This is a genomic window from Flavobacterium fluviale (genome assembly GCF_003312915.1).
Lineage (GTDB): Bacteria > Bacteroidota > Bacteroidia > Flavobacteriales > Flavobacteriaceae > Flavobacterium > Flavobacterium fluviale.
Genome location: NZ_CP030261.1, coordinates 3,659,822 through 3,679,170, shown reverse-complemented (window position 1 = coordinate 3,679,170; position 19,349 = coordinate 3,659,822). Strand labels below are relative to the sequence as shown.

The following is a 19,349-nucleotide window of genomic DNA, read 5'->3' as shown; positions in this document are numbered from 1 at the left end:
TTGACCGCAAATATATATTTATTTAGATTAAATACAAATAATATATTCAATAGTTTTATTAAATAATCCTGTTGAGTATTTACTGTAATGACATTTAAAAAGTATAATGTTGTAAGGATATTTTGTAACTAATTTTTCCTTGTATTGCAGTAACTTTGTTATAGCAGTACTAACAACGAATAATATTCTTATCCGGAAAATGAAGAAAAAGACAGGGGGTCGGCGAGGATCGTCTGCAGGATCTGGACAATGATTTAGTTAGTTACGGCATACCTCAGGCACTCGCCGGCTGCCGAAAAGCTCCTTAAGTTTTTAAGGAGTTTTTTTGCGTTTATATAGTAGTCAGCGAAGTGCTGATGCTGTAGATTTATAAGAACAAAAAAAAAGAGGCCCCCCAAAGCCTCTTTTGCATTAATGTTTCCCATTTCCTTTTCCCTTGCCATTTCCCTTATGGTTTCCATTATCGTGATGTCCATTACCTTTTCCAGGTTTTGGACCTATTGTTTTTTGTGGTTTTCCTTTGTAACCTTTTGCATATTTTACCTTATGGGTTTTAAAATTATCATAAGGACGATCTCCTCTATAGTCGGTCAATACAACTTTGTATTCATTGTAAAGATCGTAATTTCTATAGGCAGCAGGAAGTGATCTTGTTCTAACCCATGCTCCGTTATTCAAATAAACATAATTTGATGTGTTAACATCATAGTAAGTTTCAAGATCGGGAAGATAATAATAGCGAACATCTGTATAACCTACAGGACCCCATGCAGGAGGCGTTCCGATATTTACATTTACGTTTACTTGTGCCTGAGATTGACTAAAAGAAAAGAACAATAATCCAATCAATAAATATTTTAAAGTTTTCATAATTTTCGATTTTTAATTCATTACTACTTACCAGTTAAACAATAAATGTGCCTAAGATTAACATTTTAATTTAATATTTGATTAAAAATTACTTAAGCTTTAATTAGTAACGCTGTTGTTTTAAATAGATTGTGCCCCAGATTGTTTTAAGGGAAGAATTACTGTAAATTCAGCTCCATTGTCCTTTTCACCTGTAGCAGTAATAGTTCCGTGATGTCTTTTAGCTATTTTTCTGCAAAGGGCAAGACCGAGACCATTTCCTTCGTATTGATCTTTAGAATTTAGTCTTTCGAATGCAGTAAAAATCCTCTCGGCAAAAGCAGCATCTAAACCAATACCATTGTCTTTAATAACTATTTTTACCGCATCTTCATTATTTAGAATTGTTTCATAACATCTAATAATAACTCTTGGTGGTCTGTCTGCTTTTGAAAATTTCAAGGCATTTTGTATCAGGTTATAAAAAAGCTGTGTAATTAAAATAGGAGCTCCTTCTATTACGGGAAGATTACCTGTGTTTAATATAGCGCCTTTCTCTTTTATCACCAATTCCAGATCAGTTTTTATATCTTCTATAACCTCATTAAGGTCAATTTTTTCTTTGGTCTGGGTGTTTTTATCTACTGTAGAGTAAGAAAGAATTCCTTCAATTATATTATTCATCCTTTCAGCAGATTGATCTACTTTAGAAATATATTTTTGACTTTTTTCAGTAAAATCCGTGTTCTTTTCATCTCTTAAAAGTGCATTAAAGATTTTAATTTTTCTTAATGGTTCTCTTAAATCATGGCTGACCACGCTGGCAAAATGCAGTAAATCGTCATTAGACCTTCTTAATTCTTCGGTACTTTGTGCTACTTGTTTTTTCAGTTCTTCTTCAAATTTTCGCTGCTCATTAATATCCTGAATAATGCCAATTACAGTTGTTGGCGTGCCATTTTCATCTTTAATAATCTGACCATTGATTTTAGTCCATTTAGAGGACTGATCATCATTTATAATTCGTGCTTCATAATTGATTTTTTCAGTCAGTAAAGCTTCTTTATGAGCTTTCTCTCGTACAGCTACATCATCAGGATGCAGTTTTGCAATCAGGTCTTCATTGGATATTTCAGATCCAACAGACCAGATAGAGTTAAAATTTCCAGAAGTTTTGATGGCATTAGTAGCGAGATCTATTTCGTAAGTCCCCATTCCAGAAGATTCTATGGCAATTCTAAGTTTTTCTTCAGCACTTTGAACCTGCTGTTTTGCCAAATGTAGATCGGTTACGTCTGCACCAGTATTCATTACACCATATATTTCTCCCTGTTCATCAGTGAGAGGAATGAAGCTGTAATTGAAATAATATGATTTTGTGATGCCATTACTAATCAGGTCTACTTTTTTGTCTTTGGCGTGAAAGGGAATTCCAGTTTTCAATACATTGACTGCCTGATCAAAAAAAACATCTGTGCTAATTTCGGGAAGAATATCGAGATAATTTTTTCCTACGACATCATTACCTTTTCCCCAAACTTGAGTCATAGCAATATTCGCAAGTTCAATTCGGAGATTTTCTCCAGAATAAACTGCAATTGGCAGTGGCGTATTATCAACAATATCTTTTAAGAGCCTCATATTTTGATACATGGCGATTTTTTTAGTTTTTTGTTTTGCGAATCTAGGATTTTGTTAAACATTTTTTGTTACATTAATTAGATAAACTGTTGCATAATTTGCTTATATATCCCTGTTGAAAAGTATTTATTATGCCTGTTCGCAATCGTGTGAATTAATTCTTCAGCTTTTAGAGTGATTATAAATTTAAAAATTTTGTTTAATGTTTATTTATTAAGATTAAACAAATACTTATCTTTAACAAAGATATTTGTCAATTTTTAAGAAATTTTGAAAAAACGCTTTGAGCAATTTAAATTTTAATACTTAAAATCTCATTTTGATATAGTACATTAGTTTGATTCAAAAATAATTTGATTTTCTAAAGTAATGATGCCATGAAAATTCTCCTAACAGGTGCAACAGGTTATATTGGTAAAAGATTAATGCCAATGCTAGTCCGTCAAGGACATGATGTTGTATGCTGTGTCAGGGATAAAAACAGGTTTTATTTTCCTGAGGAATTTGAAAATAAACTTCAGATTATTGAAGTAGATTTTCTAGACCCGAAATCACTCGAAAACATTCCTTCCGATATTGATGCGGCCTATTATCTTATTCATTCCATGTCAGGTTCGGCTGCAAATTATGATGAACTCGAAAGTATTGCCGCTAATTATTTCGTTGAGAAATTAAGTAAGACCAAATGCAGGCAGATAATCTACTTGAGCGGCATTGTAAACGACAAATCTCTGTCTAAACATTTGTCTTCACGAAAAGCTGTAGAGGATATTTTAAAAGCAGGAATTATTCCTGCCACGACTTTAAGAGCCGGAATTATTGTTGGATCTGGAAGCGCTTCATTTGAAATTATACGAGATTTGGTAGATAAACTTCCAGTTATGATTACTCCAAAGTGGCTCAATACCAAATGCCAGCCAATCGCAATAAGTGATGTTTTGGAGTTTTTATTAAAATCACTTTTAAACCCAATAGTTTACGATAAGAGTTTTGATATTGGCGGGCCGGATATATTAACTTATAAACAGATGCTTTTGGAATTTGCTAAAGCAAAAAAACTCAAAAGATACATTTTTACGGTGCCGGTAATGACTCCAAAACTATCTTCTTATTGGTTGTATTTTGTTACTTCTACTTCTTTTAAACTTGCCTCTGCTTTGGTCAGCAGTATGAAAGTAGAGGTAATATGTAATGATAACCGAATAAATAATTTATTAGGAGTTACGCCAATCAGTTACAAAGAAGCGCTGCAAAGGGCTTTGGTAAAAATTAACGAAGATGCAATAATTTCCAGCTGGAAAGATTCTCAAATAAGCGGACGATTTAAAGGAAACGTAGCAAGCTATCTTAAAGTTCCTAAAAGAAATTGTTTTATTGACCGACGAAAAAGAGAGATTAAAGATAGAGAATATACCATTGCTAGAATCTGGTCTATAGGCGGAGAAACAGGCTGGTATTACGCAGACTGGCTTTGGGATCTGCGTGGTTTTATTGACAAAATTTTTGGCGGTGTAGGCACCAGAAGAGGAAGAACAAATAAAAAGGAGATTCACGCTGGTGATGCATTAGATTTTTGGCGGGTAGTTTATGCCAATAAGAAAGAAGGAAAATTGGTGCTGTATGCCGAAATGAAACTTCCAGGAGAGGCTTGGCTGGAGTTTAAAATTATACATAATACTTTATATCAGGCAGCTACTTTCAGACCCAAAGGAATTCTAGGTAAACTATACTGGTATTCTGTACTGCCTTTTCACGGATTTATTTTCAACGGAATGATTAATAAACTGACGGAAAAATAGACATCTTTTTTGATGATCAATTTCTAAAATTTGAAAAACAAAATAGACATATCGTCATTTCTATTATTACCAAGAAATTTTAACAGCGCCTTGTCCAGAAACTTTGTATTCGTGCATGTTGGCATTTTTTTGATGTGGTTTCAGAATTTGACTTTCCTGTTCGACGTTCATTTGAATCTTTTTGGTTTTTATTTTGATAATTTTCAAATTACAGGTCATTGCTTTATCTCCATTAAGCTGTAGGATCACAGATTTTCTTCTTTTAGTAAATTGATTTGGATAGTCAATAAAAATTAAGAATTCTTCGTCGATTTTAATGTACTGTCTGGGTACAATGCCAAAAGCCATTCCAGCTCCGTAAACTTCCTGTCCAACTTGTCCGCTTTTTTCCCATCCATTATATAAATCTTCCAAGGGAACCCATAAATCCGACTGTAATTCACCCGTTTTGACTTCTTCCGAAAGCATTTCTTTAGGAAGCTTAGGAGGATAATAATATGCAATTCTATTGACAGCATATTTAATAAATTCCGGAAGCAGTATTTTTAAAGATGGAAGAATATCAACATCCTTTGCCTGAATAAAATATTCTGATAAAGCAGCATAAACCTCTAATTCTTCATAAGCTGCGGTATATGGTGCATCATTAAGTGGAAATATGGAGAAGAAATTGGTATAATTTTTTCCAAATCCATATCTGCAGTCGTAAAGCTGTACGTTTTTAAATAATCCTGTAAGGCAGGTATAACTTAAATTGAGGTAGATTTTCTTCTTGGTTATTTTGTATAATTCCAATAATGCTCCGGCCGCAAAGGCTGTATTATTGGCTTGATAGAGAATATTAAGACCATATTTTTCCAGATTTTTTGCAGCCTTTTCTGCTTCCTGTAAATAACGCTTTTCCTTTGTCAGTTTAAAAAGAAGTAACATCAAATGCGCATAAGCACCAGCCACATCTTTTTCACCGCCTGCGCCTGGATCTGTTTCTTTTTTTAATATTTCAAAGGTCTCCATATTATAAAATACAGGCCATTCGTACTTAAAATGATGTGCCGCTTTAATAACATAATCAACAGAATCCAAAACTAGTTTTGCTGCTGTTGTGTCTCCATGCAAAGCAAGCCTCGCCAAGTTCATTAAAGGATGATGCAGATACCAGGAATCCATTACCATTTCCTTTTTTTGCTCTTCAGATCCATCGAGTTTAGCTGCCAATGCCGGAAGCCATCTATTGATACAGTTTATCTTTGGATCATAAAAAGCAGGCAGTCCTTTGATTATTTCATCGTAAAGCGGATGTTTATCTCCGTTCCATTTCTCATATTCTTTATAAGGAGATAAAACAGCGAGCTGCACCATACTTTCTGCAGGTGTTTCATAATCGCATAAGTAGGCATTGAGATAAGGCATTCCGTTAGTTTGTGTCCATGAGCCTTTGTTATGATATAAATCACGCAGAACATTTTGGGCAATTTCTGGCCAGTTATGATATTCAATTTCAGGCTCTTTAAGCACCTTGTATATTGTAACTAGATTTTCTAAATAATGCTCACATATATCTTCTGTCTTCTCAACTATTTCAGGCTGCAGTATTATATAAGCATCGGAAATGATAAAAGATTTATCAGCAGGAAGAGGGAGCTTATCCGTAATTGGTAATTGAAATCCAATTTCCGGCCAGTTTCCCCCAACTGTATTTTTGGACTCTGTTTGAGTTGCCTCACAGTATTCAGATAACGAAGTAAGATTCTGAAAATAGAATAGAGATCCTGTTTTTGGTTTCGTAATACTTACAAATAGCAGTCCAGATCGAGACCCAAATTGTTCCATATGTATTTTTCCATTTGTGTTTTCAATCTTTCCATTTTGAGTAAGAGGAACAATATCTCGAGGCCAAAACGGAATCATTAAAGGAACATTTGCTGTAAAAGTGGTTGTGTAATGCATTATTGGAGAAGATGCCTCTGGAAAATTAATCCGCACCTCATAACTTCCTAATTTACATTTAAGTTCAATAGTTATAGTATCCTGATCATCCAAGATATTTACTACATTAAAACTGCTGTTCATTGCAAATGCTGCACGAAAAGCTACTCTGCCATTTTTGGGTAAACAGGCAACAATCCACAGAGAATCTCCTGTATTGTAAAATTGATAAGTATAATTAAGTATATTTTTTTCTAAAAGTATTTTACTATTTTCAATATCTGCCTGAGCCGTCGTGCTCCATGCTGTAACTGTATGCATAACGAAAAGTTTTAATTGATAAAAGTTTTATTTCTTTGATAGTTTTCAGCTTTCGCCTGTCTGCATATTTGGTGCATCTACAGGTTTGGATTGCGAAGAGCCGATCTGTCTTAAGTAAACGGAAAGAATTACAATGGCAAAAACCGATAAAAATTCACTCTGCCAGTTTTGAAAAGATTCAAACCAAAATCGTGAGTCTCCAAGATATTGTGCTGCAGATTCTAGAGGACGACCTTTTAGTGATAATTTTTCGTTTTCATCTTTAAGACTTCCATAAAAATGAGCCACAAACGAAAATATAAATAGTAAGAATAAAGCAATCGTCAGCGAATGTTTGTAAATTTTAAGAATCCATCCGCCTTTTTTTACAGGCCATGGAGCGCCTTTTCGATCGGGTGAAGGTTCTTTATCGACTTCTTCCTCTTTGTCCAGATCTTTAGATTCAGAAGAACCTTTCTGCATTAGAAAAATGGTTAGTAAAACAAAAAGCGCCATTTGAAGAAATTCGCTTTCCCAATTTTCAAAAGTAGACTGAATGAAATGGCCTGAAACAAGATAATCTGATAAACTTATGGCAGGAATTCCGAATTCTGCCAACTCCTTATTGTGTTCCAAAAAGCCAAATATAGTCTGACCTATCATTGCTCCTAAAAATAAGATTAAAAAGCAGATAGAAAGACCATTATAACGTAAAAACTTTTTCATGTGCTTTACTTTAATTTTAAACAAATTTGATAAATGCCAATCAGAAATTATTACAGAATTAAAATAATGATTTATATTATTATGTTGGTTAAGGTATTTATAATGAGGATGTTTTGTGATATGTTCTAAAAAGATGCTGTACTTTTTAGAATTGGAAATTTAGAGAATAAATAAGTAGTAGAAGTTCTGTAATAAGACGTCATAATAGTATAATTCTTTGTTACGTAATAGAAGTAATTTTAATCTCAATAATTCTTCTCACTTCAAATGATCTTCTTATGAAAACAAATGAAACACATTCTACCTCGCTGGTTGTAAATGGAATATCGTATAACTTAAAACTTTTACCTTGGGTTTCCCTGCTGGATGTTCTGCGTGAAGAAATTCATCTTACAGGAACTAAAAAAGGATGTGACCATGGTCAGTGCGGCGCCTGTACTGTTTTAGTAGATGGCAAAAGAATATTAAGCTGCCTCACATTAGGAGTTATGAAAGATGGCAGCAATATAACTACAATCGAGGGAATTGCAGATGGAGAACAGCTGCACCCAATACAGCAGGCTTTTATAGATCATGATGCTTTTCAATGTGGTTACTGTACACCAGGTCAGATCTGTAGTGCTGTAGGAATGCTGCAAGAAGGAAAAGCACAAACGAGAGAAGAAGTTCAAGAATTAATGAGTGGCAATCTATGCCGATGTGGGGCTAGTAAAGGAATTATTAATGCAATTATGGAAGTGAAGGAAGGAGGGCGTTATGAATAATTTTTCTTATACAAAAGTTTCTACCGCCGATCAGGCAGTTTTAGAAATCAACGGAGATATTCGAAATAAAATTGTTGCGGGTGGAACCAATATAAATGATCTGCTAAAGTACTTTATTACTAAAGCAGATAAACTCGTTGATATCAATCCAATAATAGAAAATAATTCAATTACTCGTCTGGAAGAAGGTGGTGTTCGGCTTGGAGCTTTACATACTAATGCAGCAACAGCTTATGATCCTATAATTGAGGAGCGCTATCCTTTATTGTCCAAAGCAATATTGGCTGGAGCATCTGCACAAATTAGAAACATGGCCACCAATGGCGGGAACCTGATGCAGCGTACAAGATGTTATTATTTCTATGATACCAGTACACCCTGCAACAAGCGCGATCCTGGTTCTGGCTGTTCCGCAATAAAAGGTTATAATCGAATTCATGCTATTTTGGGACAGAGCGAAAATTGTATTGCTGTTTTTCCTTCTGATATGTGCGTTGCTTTGGCGGCATTAGATGCTAAGGTTAATATAAACGGTCCAGAAGGGGAACGGGTTTTGGCTTTCGCCGAATTTCATAGACTTCCTGGAGATACGCCTAATATTGATAATAATCTGAAGCACGGAGAAATAATTACAAGTATTGATCTTCCAGAAAAAGGTTTTGAAAAAAACTATTCCTATTTAAAAATCAGAGATAGAAGTTCCTATTCTTTCGCACTGGTTTCAGTTGCGTCTGGTTTTGATATTCAAAACGGGATTATTAAGGAAGCTAGAATCGCATTGGGAGGCGTAGCCCACAAACCCTGGAGAGTTAAAGAGGCTGAAGATTTTTTAAAAGATAAAGAACCAAATAGAGAAAACTTTTCTCAGGCAGCTCATATTATTTTGGAGGGAGCGAAAGGTTACGAACATAATTCCTTTAAAATTGAACTGGCTAAAAGAGCTATTGTCCGTAATTGCCTTATGGCGTTAATGCCAGATTCACAGCGTCCTGGCGCAAAACCTTCATTGTAAATCACTATAATTTAAATTTAAAAAAATGATACAATCATCTTCAATAGGAAAACCGGTCAGCCGTTTAGAAGGCCGTTTGAAAGTTACAGGAAGTGCGAAATATGCTGGTGAGTATGAAACATCGGATCTATTGTACGGCTATGTTGTAAACAGTACTATTACAAAAGGAAGAATAGCAATTATTGATACGACAGATGCAAAAGCCTTAGAGGGTGTAATTGAAATTTTTACCCATGAAAATAAGCCTTCGACAGCATGGTTTGATTTTCAATATGCAGATATGGATGCGCCTCCAGGAACGGTTTTTAAGCCATTTAAAGATGATGAAATAAAATATAACGGTCAGCCGATTGCTTTAGTAGTTGCCGAAACGTTTGAAATGGCACGGTATGCCGCGACACAAATTAAGTTTGCCTATAAAGAAGAAGAATTTGAAACAAGTTTAGAAGCTAATCTACATAAAGCGAGAGACGCTAAGAAAGGTCTTGCCTCAATGCTTAAACCTCCTCCGCCAAAACCAATTGGAAATTTTCAGGAAGCGTATGAAAATTCTTTTGTTCAAAGTTCAGGAGAATTTAAGCACGGAACAGAACATCATAATCCGATGGAAATGTTTGCAACAACTGTAGTTTATGAAGGCAAAAACAAACTAAAAATATACGACAAAACTCAGGGAACGATTAACTCGCAGATGTATGTAGCCAATGTTTTTGGTTTAAAAATGAAAAATGTGCAGGTTATTGCGCCTTTTGTCGGTGGTGGTTTTGGTTCGGGACTTCGTCCGCAATATCAGCTGTTTATGGCTGTTATGGCTTCTCTTGCCCTAAAAAGAAATGTAAGGGTTACGCTTGATAGAGCACAGATGTATACTTTCGGACACAGACCGCCCACGATTCAATTGACCAAGTTTGGAGCAGACGAGAAGGGAAGAGTAAATGCAATGTATCATAAAGCGATAGCAGAAACTTCCCAGTTTGAAGATTATATTGAAATAGTAGTCAATTGGGCGAACATGCTGTATCCTGCTGATAATACACTGCTGGAACATCAGCTTGTACCGCTGGATGTCTATTCTCCTCTTGACATGCGTGCGCCCGGAGGCAGTACAGGAATGCATGCCATCGAAATAACTATGGATGATCTTGCTTATAAGTTAAACATGGATCCCGTTGAATTTAGACTTATTAATTATTCTGAAAAAGATAAAAGTTCAGATAAAGAATATTCGAGTAAAGAACTCCGAAAATGTTACCTGCAAGGTGCCGAAAAATTTGGATGGGATAAAAGAAACCCTGAACCTCGAAGCATGAAAAGGGGCAGTAAATTAGTTGGTTATGGAATGGCTACAGGAATTTGGGATTCTAACAGACTTCTAGCCAGAGTACAGGCAATAATGAATAAAGACGGAAAAGTTGAAATTAAAAGCGCTGTAACCGATATTGGAACAGGCACAATGACCATTATGACTCAAATTGCAGCAGATGAATTGGGCCTTCCTTTAGAAGGTATTACTTTTTCATATGCAGATAGTAAGATGCCATTTGCGCCAATACAAGGAGGTTCCTTTACTACCGCGACTGTAGGCCCAGCTGTTAAAGCAGCCTGCAAGTCACTTAATAAGAAATTATTTGAAAAAGCTAAATATTTAGAGAATTCGGTTTTGAGTGAAGTGAAGTTTGAAGATGTAACTTTTAGTAACGGATTCATTATAGCAAAAAATAATCCTGAAGTGAAATTTAACATCAATGAAATTTTCAATTACAATGAAGGAAAACCAATACAAACAACCTCCACTTCAATGCCCAATCCGCTTACTTATGGAAAAAAAGCGAAAGCGGTTCACAGTGCTGTTTTTGTAGAGGTTGAAGTAGATGAAGAATTAGGAGTAATAGAAGTAAAAAGAGCAGTAACAGCTGTAGCGGCTGGAAAAATTATTAATCCCAAAACCGCAGAGAGCCAGATTCTGGGCGGCATGATCTGGGGAATCAGCAAAACGCTCCATGAGGAAACTATTCTGGACCATCAATTTGGAAAATATATGAATGCCAATTTAGCAGAATATCACATCCCTGTTCATGCGGATATCCATGATCTCGACGTGATTTTTGTGGAGGAAGAAGATCAATTTGTGAATGATTTAGGTGTAAAAGGAGTAGGAGAAATTGGTGTTGTTGGAATGCCTCCAGCTATAGCAAATGCTATATTTCATGCCACAGGTAAACGTATAAATGATCTGCCCATTCACTTAGATAAGCTTTTGTAATTCAAAGTCTTTCATTTTTTTGGGAAACTAAAGAAAATATAATAAAGCATTATAATAATATAAGAGCACAGAAAAGAATCTGAGTAATTTTAACCTGCATATCATTAAATGCATACAAGAAATATTTTAAAAGTAATTGTTGCGGCAGCGACTTATTTTATAATCATAAAAAACTAAGATCATGTTTAAAGTAGGACAGGAGGTACGTCAAGAATTTGGCAGCCAGGTAATGAAAATTATTGATTTTGAACCCGAGTTAATTGAAAATATTGTGACACAATGGGAAGATGAACAGGGAAATATTATGACAGGAAAATTTATGGAATCGCAGCTTTTTGATGCTGATGAAAAACAATCATCCTAAACTTATAAGCAATTTGCTAATTGTAAGTATTTGAGGATTTTAAAAAGATTTGAATACTGTAAAGAACTAAAAGAAAGCTGTAAAATCATTAAGCAACAGCATTGTAAATTTGACAATAATCTAAAAATTAAAAATTATGAAAACTGCAGAAAAAAATACAGCTACGGCAAAAAAAAGTACTGGAGCATCTCCAGCAGCGAAATCAAAAACTACAGCAGCTAAAACCACAGCGGCTTCTAAAGGTGCGGTAAAAGCAAAACCGTCAGCAGCTGATGGATTGAGAGAATTATTTAACGACTCATTGAAAGATATTTACTGGGCTGAAAAAGCATTAGTAAAAGCACTTCCTAAGATGGCTAAAAATGCAACATCAGAAAATTTGATTGCAGCTATTAACGATCACCTTGCGGTTACAGAAAAACAAGTTACAAGATTGGAACAAGTTTTTAAGTCGGTAGGAGAGAAAGCTGCGGCTAAAAAATGTGATGCTATGGAAGGTCTTATCAAAGAAGGCGAAAGTATCATGGAAGAAACTGAAAAAGGACCAGTACGTGATGCAGGAATTATCGCCGCTTCACAAAAAATAGAGCATTACGAAATTGCTACTTACGGAACACTTGCAGCGTTCGCTTCTACTCTTGGAGAAGATGATGCAGTATTACTGTTAGAAAAAACATTAGCTGAAGAAAAAGAAGCTGATACACTGCTTACAGAAGCAGCTTACAACACAATCAACTTTGATGCTAACGCAGCCGATGAAAAATAATCGGAGCTTCTTTAGCGATAACTTTTATAAAACCTGCACTTCTATTTAGTGCGGTTTTTTTTTATTCTAATAGAGAGAAAATCATTACTGTTTAACAGCAATAAAAAAGGCCAAACATATTTAAACGTTTGGCCTTTAGTGTATTTTATGATTTGATTCCTTATAGGTAAATAATTATCTATTGTCAAATTCTCTGCGGTTGTAAAAAGTGTCATCGTCACTATCTGATAGAAAAGTTGAATCTTCTTCAGGGTAGTAAGATTTCATTACACTTCTTTCATAGTTTCTATCAAAATTATGCTGTCTGCTGTATCTGCTTGTATTTCTAAAAGTTTCATAGCCGATCGTATTAGCCATTACAATTTTGGTGTCTTTATTTATGCTAACAGTTCCAATTGGTACAATAATGTGGCTGTCTCCATCCTGATAGATAAATTCCTTTCCATTATCACTTGCTAAAACATCATGAACCTCATTACGGGTATCATCAACTAGTGATTTATCTATTTTTACATCTAGGTAAACAACGCGCTGCATATCTTTATTAACCCATAGGTTATCAATTGTGCCTATAGTGCGGTTATCCGCATCTACTATTTTCCATCCTCTAACGTCTGAATAATTTGAAGCTATCTTATAATCAGAAAGTTCATCCAATCTGTATAAATTTTTATGTTTATTTTCCATAAATTCTTTTTTTTAATAAATATTATTTTCTTTCTAACTGCTGGAAAATCACATCAAAATGGATGAGAGGTTTTCACAGTGTAGTAAGTATTATTGAGCACTAGTATTTTCAATTTCTATAGTACTTTCACTTTGAGTTTCATGATCTTTCAGGAACACATAGTATACAAGCGCTCCGATTATCAAAAGTGCTACAATCCAAGGCCATATTGGTTTCTTTTTCTCAATTTTTATTTCTGCCATAACGTATTATTTTTTGATTATAAAATAGTTTTAAATTACTATTAAAGGTACAAATGAGATTACTTTACAATGTATTTAATTTCAAGAGTATGTTACACAATTCCCAGTAGACTTATTGATAATCTAATAGTTAGGGTTGATTTAATCTAACTGGATCAAAGAAAAAGCGTTAACAATGAAAAGTGATATCATATAATTTTTTAATCAGAATTATGTAAATGCACAATTGGAAATTGATTTAAATTTAACTGTTTAAAAATGGCATCGTTAAAACTTAAATAATGGATGTTTTATGCATCACAGTTAATAGAATTAACAATCCGAAAACTAAAAAAGCATAAAGACGTCTCAATCTAAATTTGAGGCGTTTTTATTTGAACATAAATATTTGAATTCCTTAATAAGAGAATGTAATGGATAATAACAGTAAAAAGAGAATTGCAATTTTAGGCGGTGGTCCAAGCGGGCTTTTTATGTACAAGCGTCTGGTGGAATCAGGGAAGAACGATTTTGATGTAGAAATATTTGAACGAAAAGCCCAGCTTGGGTCTGGAATGCCTTACAGCACGGAAGGAGCAAATAACGAACATATTACAAATGTTTCTGGAAATGAAGTCCCAGATATTGTTACGCCAATGTCAGAATGGATACATCACGCACCCGAAGAATTGCTGAAAAGATTCAATATTGATCCCAATAAATTTAATGATTACAAAGTATTTCCAAGATTACTTTTTGGTGAATATCTCGCAGCACAATTTGATATGCTCTGCAAAACGGCTTCTAAAGCAGGAATTAATACGCAAATACATTTTCAAACTATAGTGGCTGATATTAAATATGATTTGAAATCCAATACTGTTGAGGTTGAAACTACCGATGGGCAAATCAAAGAGTTTGATTTTGCTATTATCTGCACAGGACACAACTGGCCTAAATCGCATGAAGGAAAAATTCCAGGTTATTATGATGCGCCATATCCTCCTCAAAAATTAATTCAGCGCCTTAATCATGCTGTAGCAGTTAAAGGCTCTTCATTAACCGCTATAGATGCTGTTCGAACTATGGCGAGACATAACGGATCTTTTGAATTTGATGAAAACGGAGGCTTACATTTTAAAGTACTTCCTGAAAGCAGTGAGTTTAAAATTATGATGCATTCCAGAAGCGGCATGCTTCCAGCTGTACGATTTCATTTAGAAGATTCTCATCTATCAAATGATTCCCTGCTTACGAAAGAAGAGATAGATGAACACCGAAAAAATAACAATGGCTTTTTATCGCTTGATTTTATTTTTGAAAAGAATTTTAAAGAGATTTTCCGCGAAAGGGATTCTAAATTTTACGAGCAAATAAGAGATTTATCAATAGAAGAATTTGTGGACGAAATGATGGAACTTCGCGAACGTTTAGATCCGTTCCAGCTTCTAAGAGCCGAATATGTCCAAGCGGAAAAATCTATCAAAAGACAAGAATCGATTTATTGGAAAGAAATGCTTGGCGTATTAAGTTTTGCGATGAATCATCCAGCGAAATACCTTTCGGCAGAAGATATGCAGCGACTTCAAAAGGTTCTTAAGCCGCTTATTTCGATTGTAATTGCTTATGTTCCTCAGAAATCATGCGAAGAACTTCTTGCGCTCCATCAAGCGGGCGTTTTGGATCTTATTCCTGTAGGCGATGACAGTTCTGTTGAACCTCAGACTGAGGGAGGTATTTTATATCACTTCACCGATGAGAGCGATAAAAAACAGTCTGTCTATTATAAAACATTTATAGATTGTATCGGACAGCCGCATCTGCAATACAATGATTTCCCTTTTAAGAGCCTGGTGAATCAAAAAGCGATCAGCCCGGCACGCTTAAAATTTAAATCTAATGAAGCAGGTCACACCGCCTTTATGCAAAATAAAGACACTGTACAAAAAGATGAAGCTGGCGAATATTTTATGAATGTTTCCGGTATAGCCATTAATGACAATTTTCAGGTTATTGACCAATATGGAGCCTTTAATAAAAATCTTTATATTATGGCAGTGCCATACATTGGCGGCTTAAATCCAGATTATTCAGGGTTAGATTTTTGTGAAGCTGCTTCTCTTCAAATTGTTCAGGATCTTTTGCAGGATTAGTTAGGATAAAATTTGAATAAGTTATTACTGGAAATTCTTCCGTAGATCTATTATGGTTTGATTTGGAATGTCTAAATTGACAAAACCTCTGCGGGGTCTATCCAGATCTAGAGTAAACAAAAGCACCAAAGAAACTAAAAGACAGAATCCTACCTGAACCAGCCAGTCAACTTTACCTTTACGGCCTTCAGAATAACCGCCATAGAAAGCAATGATCGTTGCTAGAAAAAATAACATCACTAAAATGCTAGGCGGAACTTTTGCTTTTTCGCCTGTAAGCCGGCTGGTGGTTACATCAATCATATCATTAAGGGCAGGAATCATCTGCTGGGTAGCGGCCAAATTAACGGGATCTTTAGAAAGGGAAGCTGCCCTTTTCCATAATTTAGCAGAAATAATCTGGGACAAACTGTCGGCTTTTAAAATTCCTTGTGCATTTGGGCCGACTTTGTAGTATGCTATTCTTGTTTCTACATAGTCTTTAAAATCCTTTCGAAATAAAGCTCTTGTAGAATCAGGATACAAATCACTTCTTAGTATAGCAGTGCCAATGATGTTTGCTTCTTCAACGACAACTTTTCTTCGCGAGTCATAACGTTCTCCGCTCATGCCGAATGTAAATGCAAGTAAGAAAAAAAGAAGAGCAATTAAAGCCGAAGTTTCTGGTAATTTTTCTTCTGTATCAGTTTTTTTACGAATATGGTTTCCTGTAATTTTTCCAATAAAACTTGAAACAATCATTAATATAAATAGCAGCAGGGCAATAACCCATGCCTCAGTCTGATCTAAAAAGCCTGCATTCATAAATATACTATTTGAATTTATGTTCTGGATAACTATTCAAAAACAAAAATAAATTTTTATTGCACTTATATTCCAGCTTCTTTTTTCGCTTTTTTAAGTGCCTTTTTTTCTGCTTGTTTTCGTTCAAATTCCTCATGCGCAGCAATAATAGTTCTTCCAGCTTCAATGACAAATATTAAATATACGCCTACGCCTATAAAAATGTATATAATATTAAAGATAACACCAATTGTCGAAAATGTAAAACTGCGGTCATAAGGACTGTTCATAGAGAGGGTGCCTACAGAGTACGAGAGTGCTTTTAGAAATGGAAGATCTTCAACAAGCCAGAAAAACATTGTCCCGACTAAAATTAAAACAAAAAGTAAAAATCCTAAAGTTCGAAATGTCTTGTCATTTCTCAATCTTTTAACAATATCTATAATGAATTTTCCGGTTAGAGCAAGTTCTATAAACATATTTTTTAGGTTTTAAGTTATTCAATATTAGTGATTTATTTTAATATATCGAAATATTTACTACATTTATAAAAGAATATTTTAACAAAATTTTATGTTAATCCTTTAAATTCAGCCCATCCACGCCTAAAGCATTTATTTTCTCTCGAGAATATTTTTTAAAATTGAGTCAGTTTTTTGATAATTAGTGTGTTAAACTAAAAAATAAACGACCTGTATGTTGAACAAAAAAGCATTTTTTTATTTGTTTTTGTTATGCATTAATCCGCTTCAGGCTTTTCCTCAAAAAGACAGCATTAACGGCGCAAAAGTGATAAGGCTTGAAGAAGCTCTTTTATTGGGTTTAGAAAATAACCGCCAGCTTAAAATGGCTGTTACTGCTGCTAAAATTGCAAACGAAAATGTCAGTCAGGCAAAGATGGCGAAAGTACCCCGTATTGGAATAAACGGTGGTTACACGTATATAGGAAACCCAAAATTATACGAAGGTTTTTACGAAAACAGTATAACGGTAGATTATTTTAATCATCAGGCGTTTGCCAATATCGTGTCTTCTATGCCATTATACAGTGGCGGCATAATCGAAGGGAAAATTGAACAGCAGAAACTTCTTAGTAAGATGGAAGAATCGGCAGTGAGAATGACCCAGGCAGAAATCAAAAATGCAATTACAACTTATTATTTTACTCTCGAAAAATTATACAGGCAAATTGAAGTTACAAAACAGAATATTGTAAATACAGATTTAAGACTAAAACAATTAAAATCGCGTGTTGATAACGGACAGAATTTAAAAAGCGATCTGCTTAGGACAGAATTACAGCAGTCTAACTTTAAGGTTTCAGTTTTTAAAAACACAAACGATATCGAGTTGGTCAGCACTTATTTAGATATACTAATCGGTCTTCCGACCAATACGATTTTAAAACCTGTGGTAGAAGAAAATACGATTCCATTAGAAGAGGTAAAACTTCAATACAGTCTGTCGGAGGCGTTTCTTTACAGAGAAGAGATCAAGCGCGCGGCAATAGGAATAGAATTATCAGAATCAAATTTGAATATCTCTAAAAGTGGTTTTTTTCCGAGTATCAATACCAATCTTATATTGAATACAGAATATCCCGCGCAGTGGCCAAATTATGTAAATATTATTAACTATTGGGCAGCTGGTCTTTCTTTAAACTGGGATGTTTCCAGTTTTTACGGAATCAAACATCGTATTAGGGCTGACAAATTACAAATTGATAAAAGCACCGTCGCACTCGATGAGGTAAAAAATCAAATCGAAAGCGAGGTTAAAACGGCATTTATCAAATATGAAGAAAGCAAAAGAAATATCACCACCTATAAAAAAGATGTTGAGCTTTCATTTAGCAATTATAAAATTGTAAAAAGCAGATACGATAACGATTTTGCCTTAATAAGTGATATGGTCGATGCTGAACTGCAGTTGAATAACTCTAAAATTTCACTTGTAAATGCCAATTTAGATTTAATCATTCAGTATTATTCCCTGCAGTTTGCAATGGGTAAACTTTAAAACTAATAGTATGAGCGAAGAAAATAAACCCGCTGAAACAGTTCAAAAGGATAAAAAGAGAAATACGATCCTAACTATTATTTCATTCATTTTTCTGGCCGCGGGAGGATTTTGGATTTTGAGTTTGTTTTTTGACTTCAGTAATTATGAAACCACGAATAATGCTCAGGTCGAAGCTTATATTAATAATGTTTCTGCAAGGGCATCGGGACATATTAAAGAAATTCGTTTCGAAACCAATCAGCTCCTGCACAAAGGAGATACGATTGTGATTTTGGATGATTCTGAATATCTTATAAAAGTAAGGCAGGCTGAAGCTGATCTGGCTATAGCCAAAGGAAATTTGCATTCGCTCCAGCAGACAATAGTTACTTCATCATCCAATCAATCTGCAGCTAAAGAAAAATTAGCAGGAGATCTGGCGAGTCTGGAAAAGGCACAAAAAGATTATCAGAGATTCAAGAATATGTTTGCAGATTCTGCCGTGACCCGAAATCAATACGATCAGGCGGCATCAAAACTGAGATCAGAAGAAGCATATTTTAAAGCAGGAAGCAAAAGCTTAGAAGCAGGTAATTCTGTTACCAAACAAAGTGGTATAAATCTCGAAGCAGCAAGAGCTTCTGTTGCGCGTAAAGAGGCTGACCTTGAAGCTGCAAAACTGCAGTTATCGTACACGCACATAACGGCCCCCGCAGACGGCATTGCTGGTGAACGTAATTTATCAATTGGTGAATTAATAAATGCTAATCAGGTTATTGCTACGATTGTACTAAATCAAAAATTATGGGTTTCTGCTAATTTTAAAGAAACTCAAATTAGAAAAATTAAAACAGGCCAGCAGGTCTTAATAACGATTGATGCTCTTGACGGAAAACAGTTTAAAGGGAAAGTTACAGGTTTCTCTCCCGCAACTGGCGCTAAATTTTCTATGGTTGAACCTGATAACTCAACGGGAAACTTTGTAAAAATAACACAAAGGATTCCAGTTAAAATAGAATTTGAAACTGCCGCAGCAGATTTAGCCGAAGTAAAACCAGGAATGAATGTAACTGTTGAAGTAAAAAAATAAAAT

Annotated in this window: 17 protein-coding genes; 9 read left to right on the top strand and 8 right to left on the bottom strand. The window is 34.8% G+C overall.

The window, feature by feature from the left end; translation table 11 throughout:
- Positions 1 to 411: 411 nt before the first annotated feature.
- Together HYN86_RS16190 and HYN86_RS16185 are read right to left on the bottom strand one after the other, a co-directional pair.
- Entirely contained in the window at positions 412 to 870 is a 459-nt protein-coding gene (locus tag HYN86_RS16190) for a hypothetical protein (protein ID WP_113678978.1), read from the bottom strand.
- 120 nt (positions 871 to 990) lie between these two features.
- A complete protein-coding gene (locus HYN86_RS16185) occupies positions 991 to 2,502 on the bottom strand; it encodes a PAS domain-containing sensor histidine kinase (protein ID WP_113678977.1) in 1,512 nt (503 codons plus the stop codon).
- Between the two features lie 365 nt (positions 2,503 to 2,867).
- Between HYN86_RS16185 and HYN86_RS16180 the strand changes: the two genes are divergently transcribed.
- Positions 2,868 to 4,289 carry an SDR family oxidoreductase gene (locus HYN86_RS16180; protein ID WP_113678976.1) on the top strand — a complete coding sequence of 474 codons (1,422 nt, stop codon included), beginning with the start codon at positions 2,868 to 2,870 and terminating at the stop codon, positions 4,287 to 4,289.
- Positions 4,290 to 4,355: 66 nt separating this feature from the next.
- Here HYN86_RS16180 and HYN86_RS16175 read toward each other — a convergent pair whose 3' ends face one another.
- Positions 4,356 to 6,536, bottom strand: coding sequence for a hypothetical protein (locus HYN86_RS16175; RefSeq protein ID WP_113678975.1), 2,181 nt, complete (start codon positions 6,534 to 6,536; stop codon positions 4,356 to 4,358).
- Between the two features lie 45 nt (positions 6,537 to 6,581).
- A complete protein-coding gene (locus HYN86_RS16170; protein ID WP_113678974.1) occupies positions 6,582 to 7,241 on the bottom strand; it encodes a DUF6766 family protein in 660 nt (219 codons plus the stop codon).
- A gap of 278 nt (positions 7,242 to 7,519) precedes the next feature.
- On the opposite strand from HYN86_RS16170, the gene HYN86_RS16165 reads away from it, so the two are divergent.
- From HYN86_RS16165 to HYN86_RS16145, 5 genes are all read left to right on the top strand, one after another.
- Positions 7,520 to 8,005, top strand: a complete 486-nt coding sequence (locus HYN86_RS16165; protein WP_113678973.1) for a (2Fe-2S)-binding protein — start codon at positions 7,520 to 7,522, stop codon at positions 8,003 to 8,005.
- A complete protein-coding gene (locus tag HYN86_RS16160) occupies positions 7,998 to 9,017 on the top strand; it encodes an FAD binding domain-containing protein (protein WP_113678972.1) in 1,020 nt (339 codons plus the stop codon). Before HYN86_RS16165 ends, HYN86_RS16160 begins: the two co-directional genes overlap by 8 nt.
- 25 nt (positions 9,018 to 9,042) lie before the next feature.
- Positions 9,043 to 11,280: a xanthine dehydrogenase family protein molybdopterin-binding subunit gene (locus HYN86_RS16155; RefSeq protein ID WP_113678971.1), complete on the top strand. Its 2,238-nt coding sequence runs from the start codon at positions 9,043 to 9,045 to the stop codon at positions 11,278 to 11,280.
- 181 nt (positions 11,281 to 11,461) lie between these two features.
- The gene (locus HYN86_RS16150; protein WP_113678970.1) at positions 11,462 to 11,644 is read left to right on the top strand and encodes a hypothetical protein; all 183 of its coding nucleotides are present in this window, start codon (positions 11,462 to 11,464) and stop codon (positions 11,642 to 11,644) included.
- 136 nt (positions 11,645 to 11,780) lie between these two features.
- Complete coding sequence (locus HYN86_RS16145; protein WP_113678969.1) at positions 11,781 to 12,410, top strand: YciE/YciF ferroxidase family protein; 630 nt, start codon at positions 11,781 to 11,783, stop codon at positions 12,408 to 12,410.
- Positions 12,411 to 12,584: 174 nt separating this feature from the next.
- Here the strand turns inward: HYN86_RS16145 and HYN86_RS16140 are convergent, their stop codons facing one another.
- The gene (locus HYN86_RS16140) at positions 12,585 to 13,097 is read right to left on the bottom strand and encodes a PRC-barrel domain-containing protein (RefSeq protein ID WP_113678968.1); all 513 of its coding nucleotides are present in this window, start codon (positions 13,095 to 13,097) and stop codon (positions 12,585 to 12,587) included.
- Positions 13,098 to 13,187: 90 nt separating this feature from the next.
- Positions 13,188 to 13,340, bottom strand: coding sequence for a hypothetical protein (locus tag HYN86_RS21080; protein ID WP_205334609.1), 153 nt, complete (start codon positions 13,338 to 13,340; stop codon positions 13,188 to 13,190).
- 413 nt (positions 13,341 to 13,753) lie between these two features.
- On the opposite strand from HYN86_RS21080, the gene HYN86_RS16135 reads away from it, so the two are divergent.
- The gene (locus HYN86_RS16135) at positions 13,754 to 15,472 is read left to right on the top strand and encodes an FAD/NAD(P)-binding protein (protein WP_113678967.1); all 1,719 of its coding nucleotides are present in this window, start codon (positions 13,754 to 13,756) and stop codon (positions 15,470 to 15,472) included.
- 24 nt (positions 15,473 to 15,496) lie between these two features.
- Here HYN86_RS16135 and HYN86_RS16130 read toward each other — a convergent pair whose 3' ends face one another.
- The gene (locus tag HYN86_RS16130) at positions 15,497 to 16,276 is read right to left on the bottom strand and encodes a bestrophin-like domain (RefSeq protein ID WP_113678966.1); all 780 of its coding nucleotides are present in this window, start codon (positions 16,274 to 16,276) and stop codon (positions 15,497 to 15,499) included.
- A gap of 65 nt (positions 16,277 to 16,341) precedes the next feature.
- Complete coding sequence (locus tag HYN86_RS16125) at positions 16,342 to 16,734, bottom strand: hypothetical protein (protein WP_113678965.1); 393 nt, start codon at positions 16,732 to 16,734, stop codon at positions 16,342 to 16,344.
- Positions 16,735 to 16,951: 217 nt separating this feature from the next.
- Between HYN86_RS16125 and HYN86_RS16120 the strand changes: the two genes are divergently transcribed.
- Both HYN86_RS16120 and HYN86_RS16115 read left to right on the top strand, forming a co-directional pair.
- A complete protein-coding gene (locus HYN86_RS16120) occupies positions 16,952 to 18,274 on the top strand; it encodes a TolC family protein (protein WP_113678964.1) in 1,323 nt (440 codons plus the stop codon).
- A 10-nt stretch (positions 18,275 to 18,284) separates the two neighbouring features.
- The gene (locus HYN86_RS16115) at positions 18,285 to 19,346 is read left to right on the top strand and encodes an HlyD family secretion protein (protein WP_113678963.1); all 1,062 of its coding nucleotides are present in this window, start codon (positions 18,285 to 18,287) and stop codon (positions 19,344 to 19,346) included.
- The last annotated feature ends 3 nt before the right edge of the window (positions 19,347 to 19,349 follow it).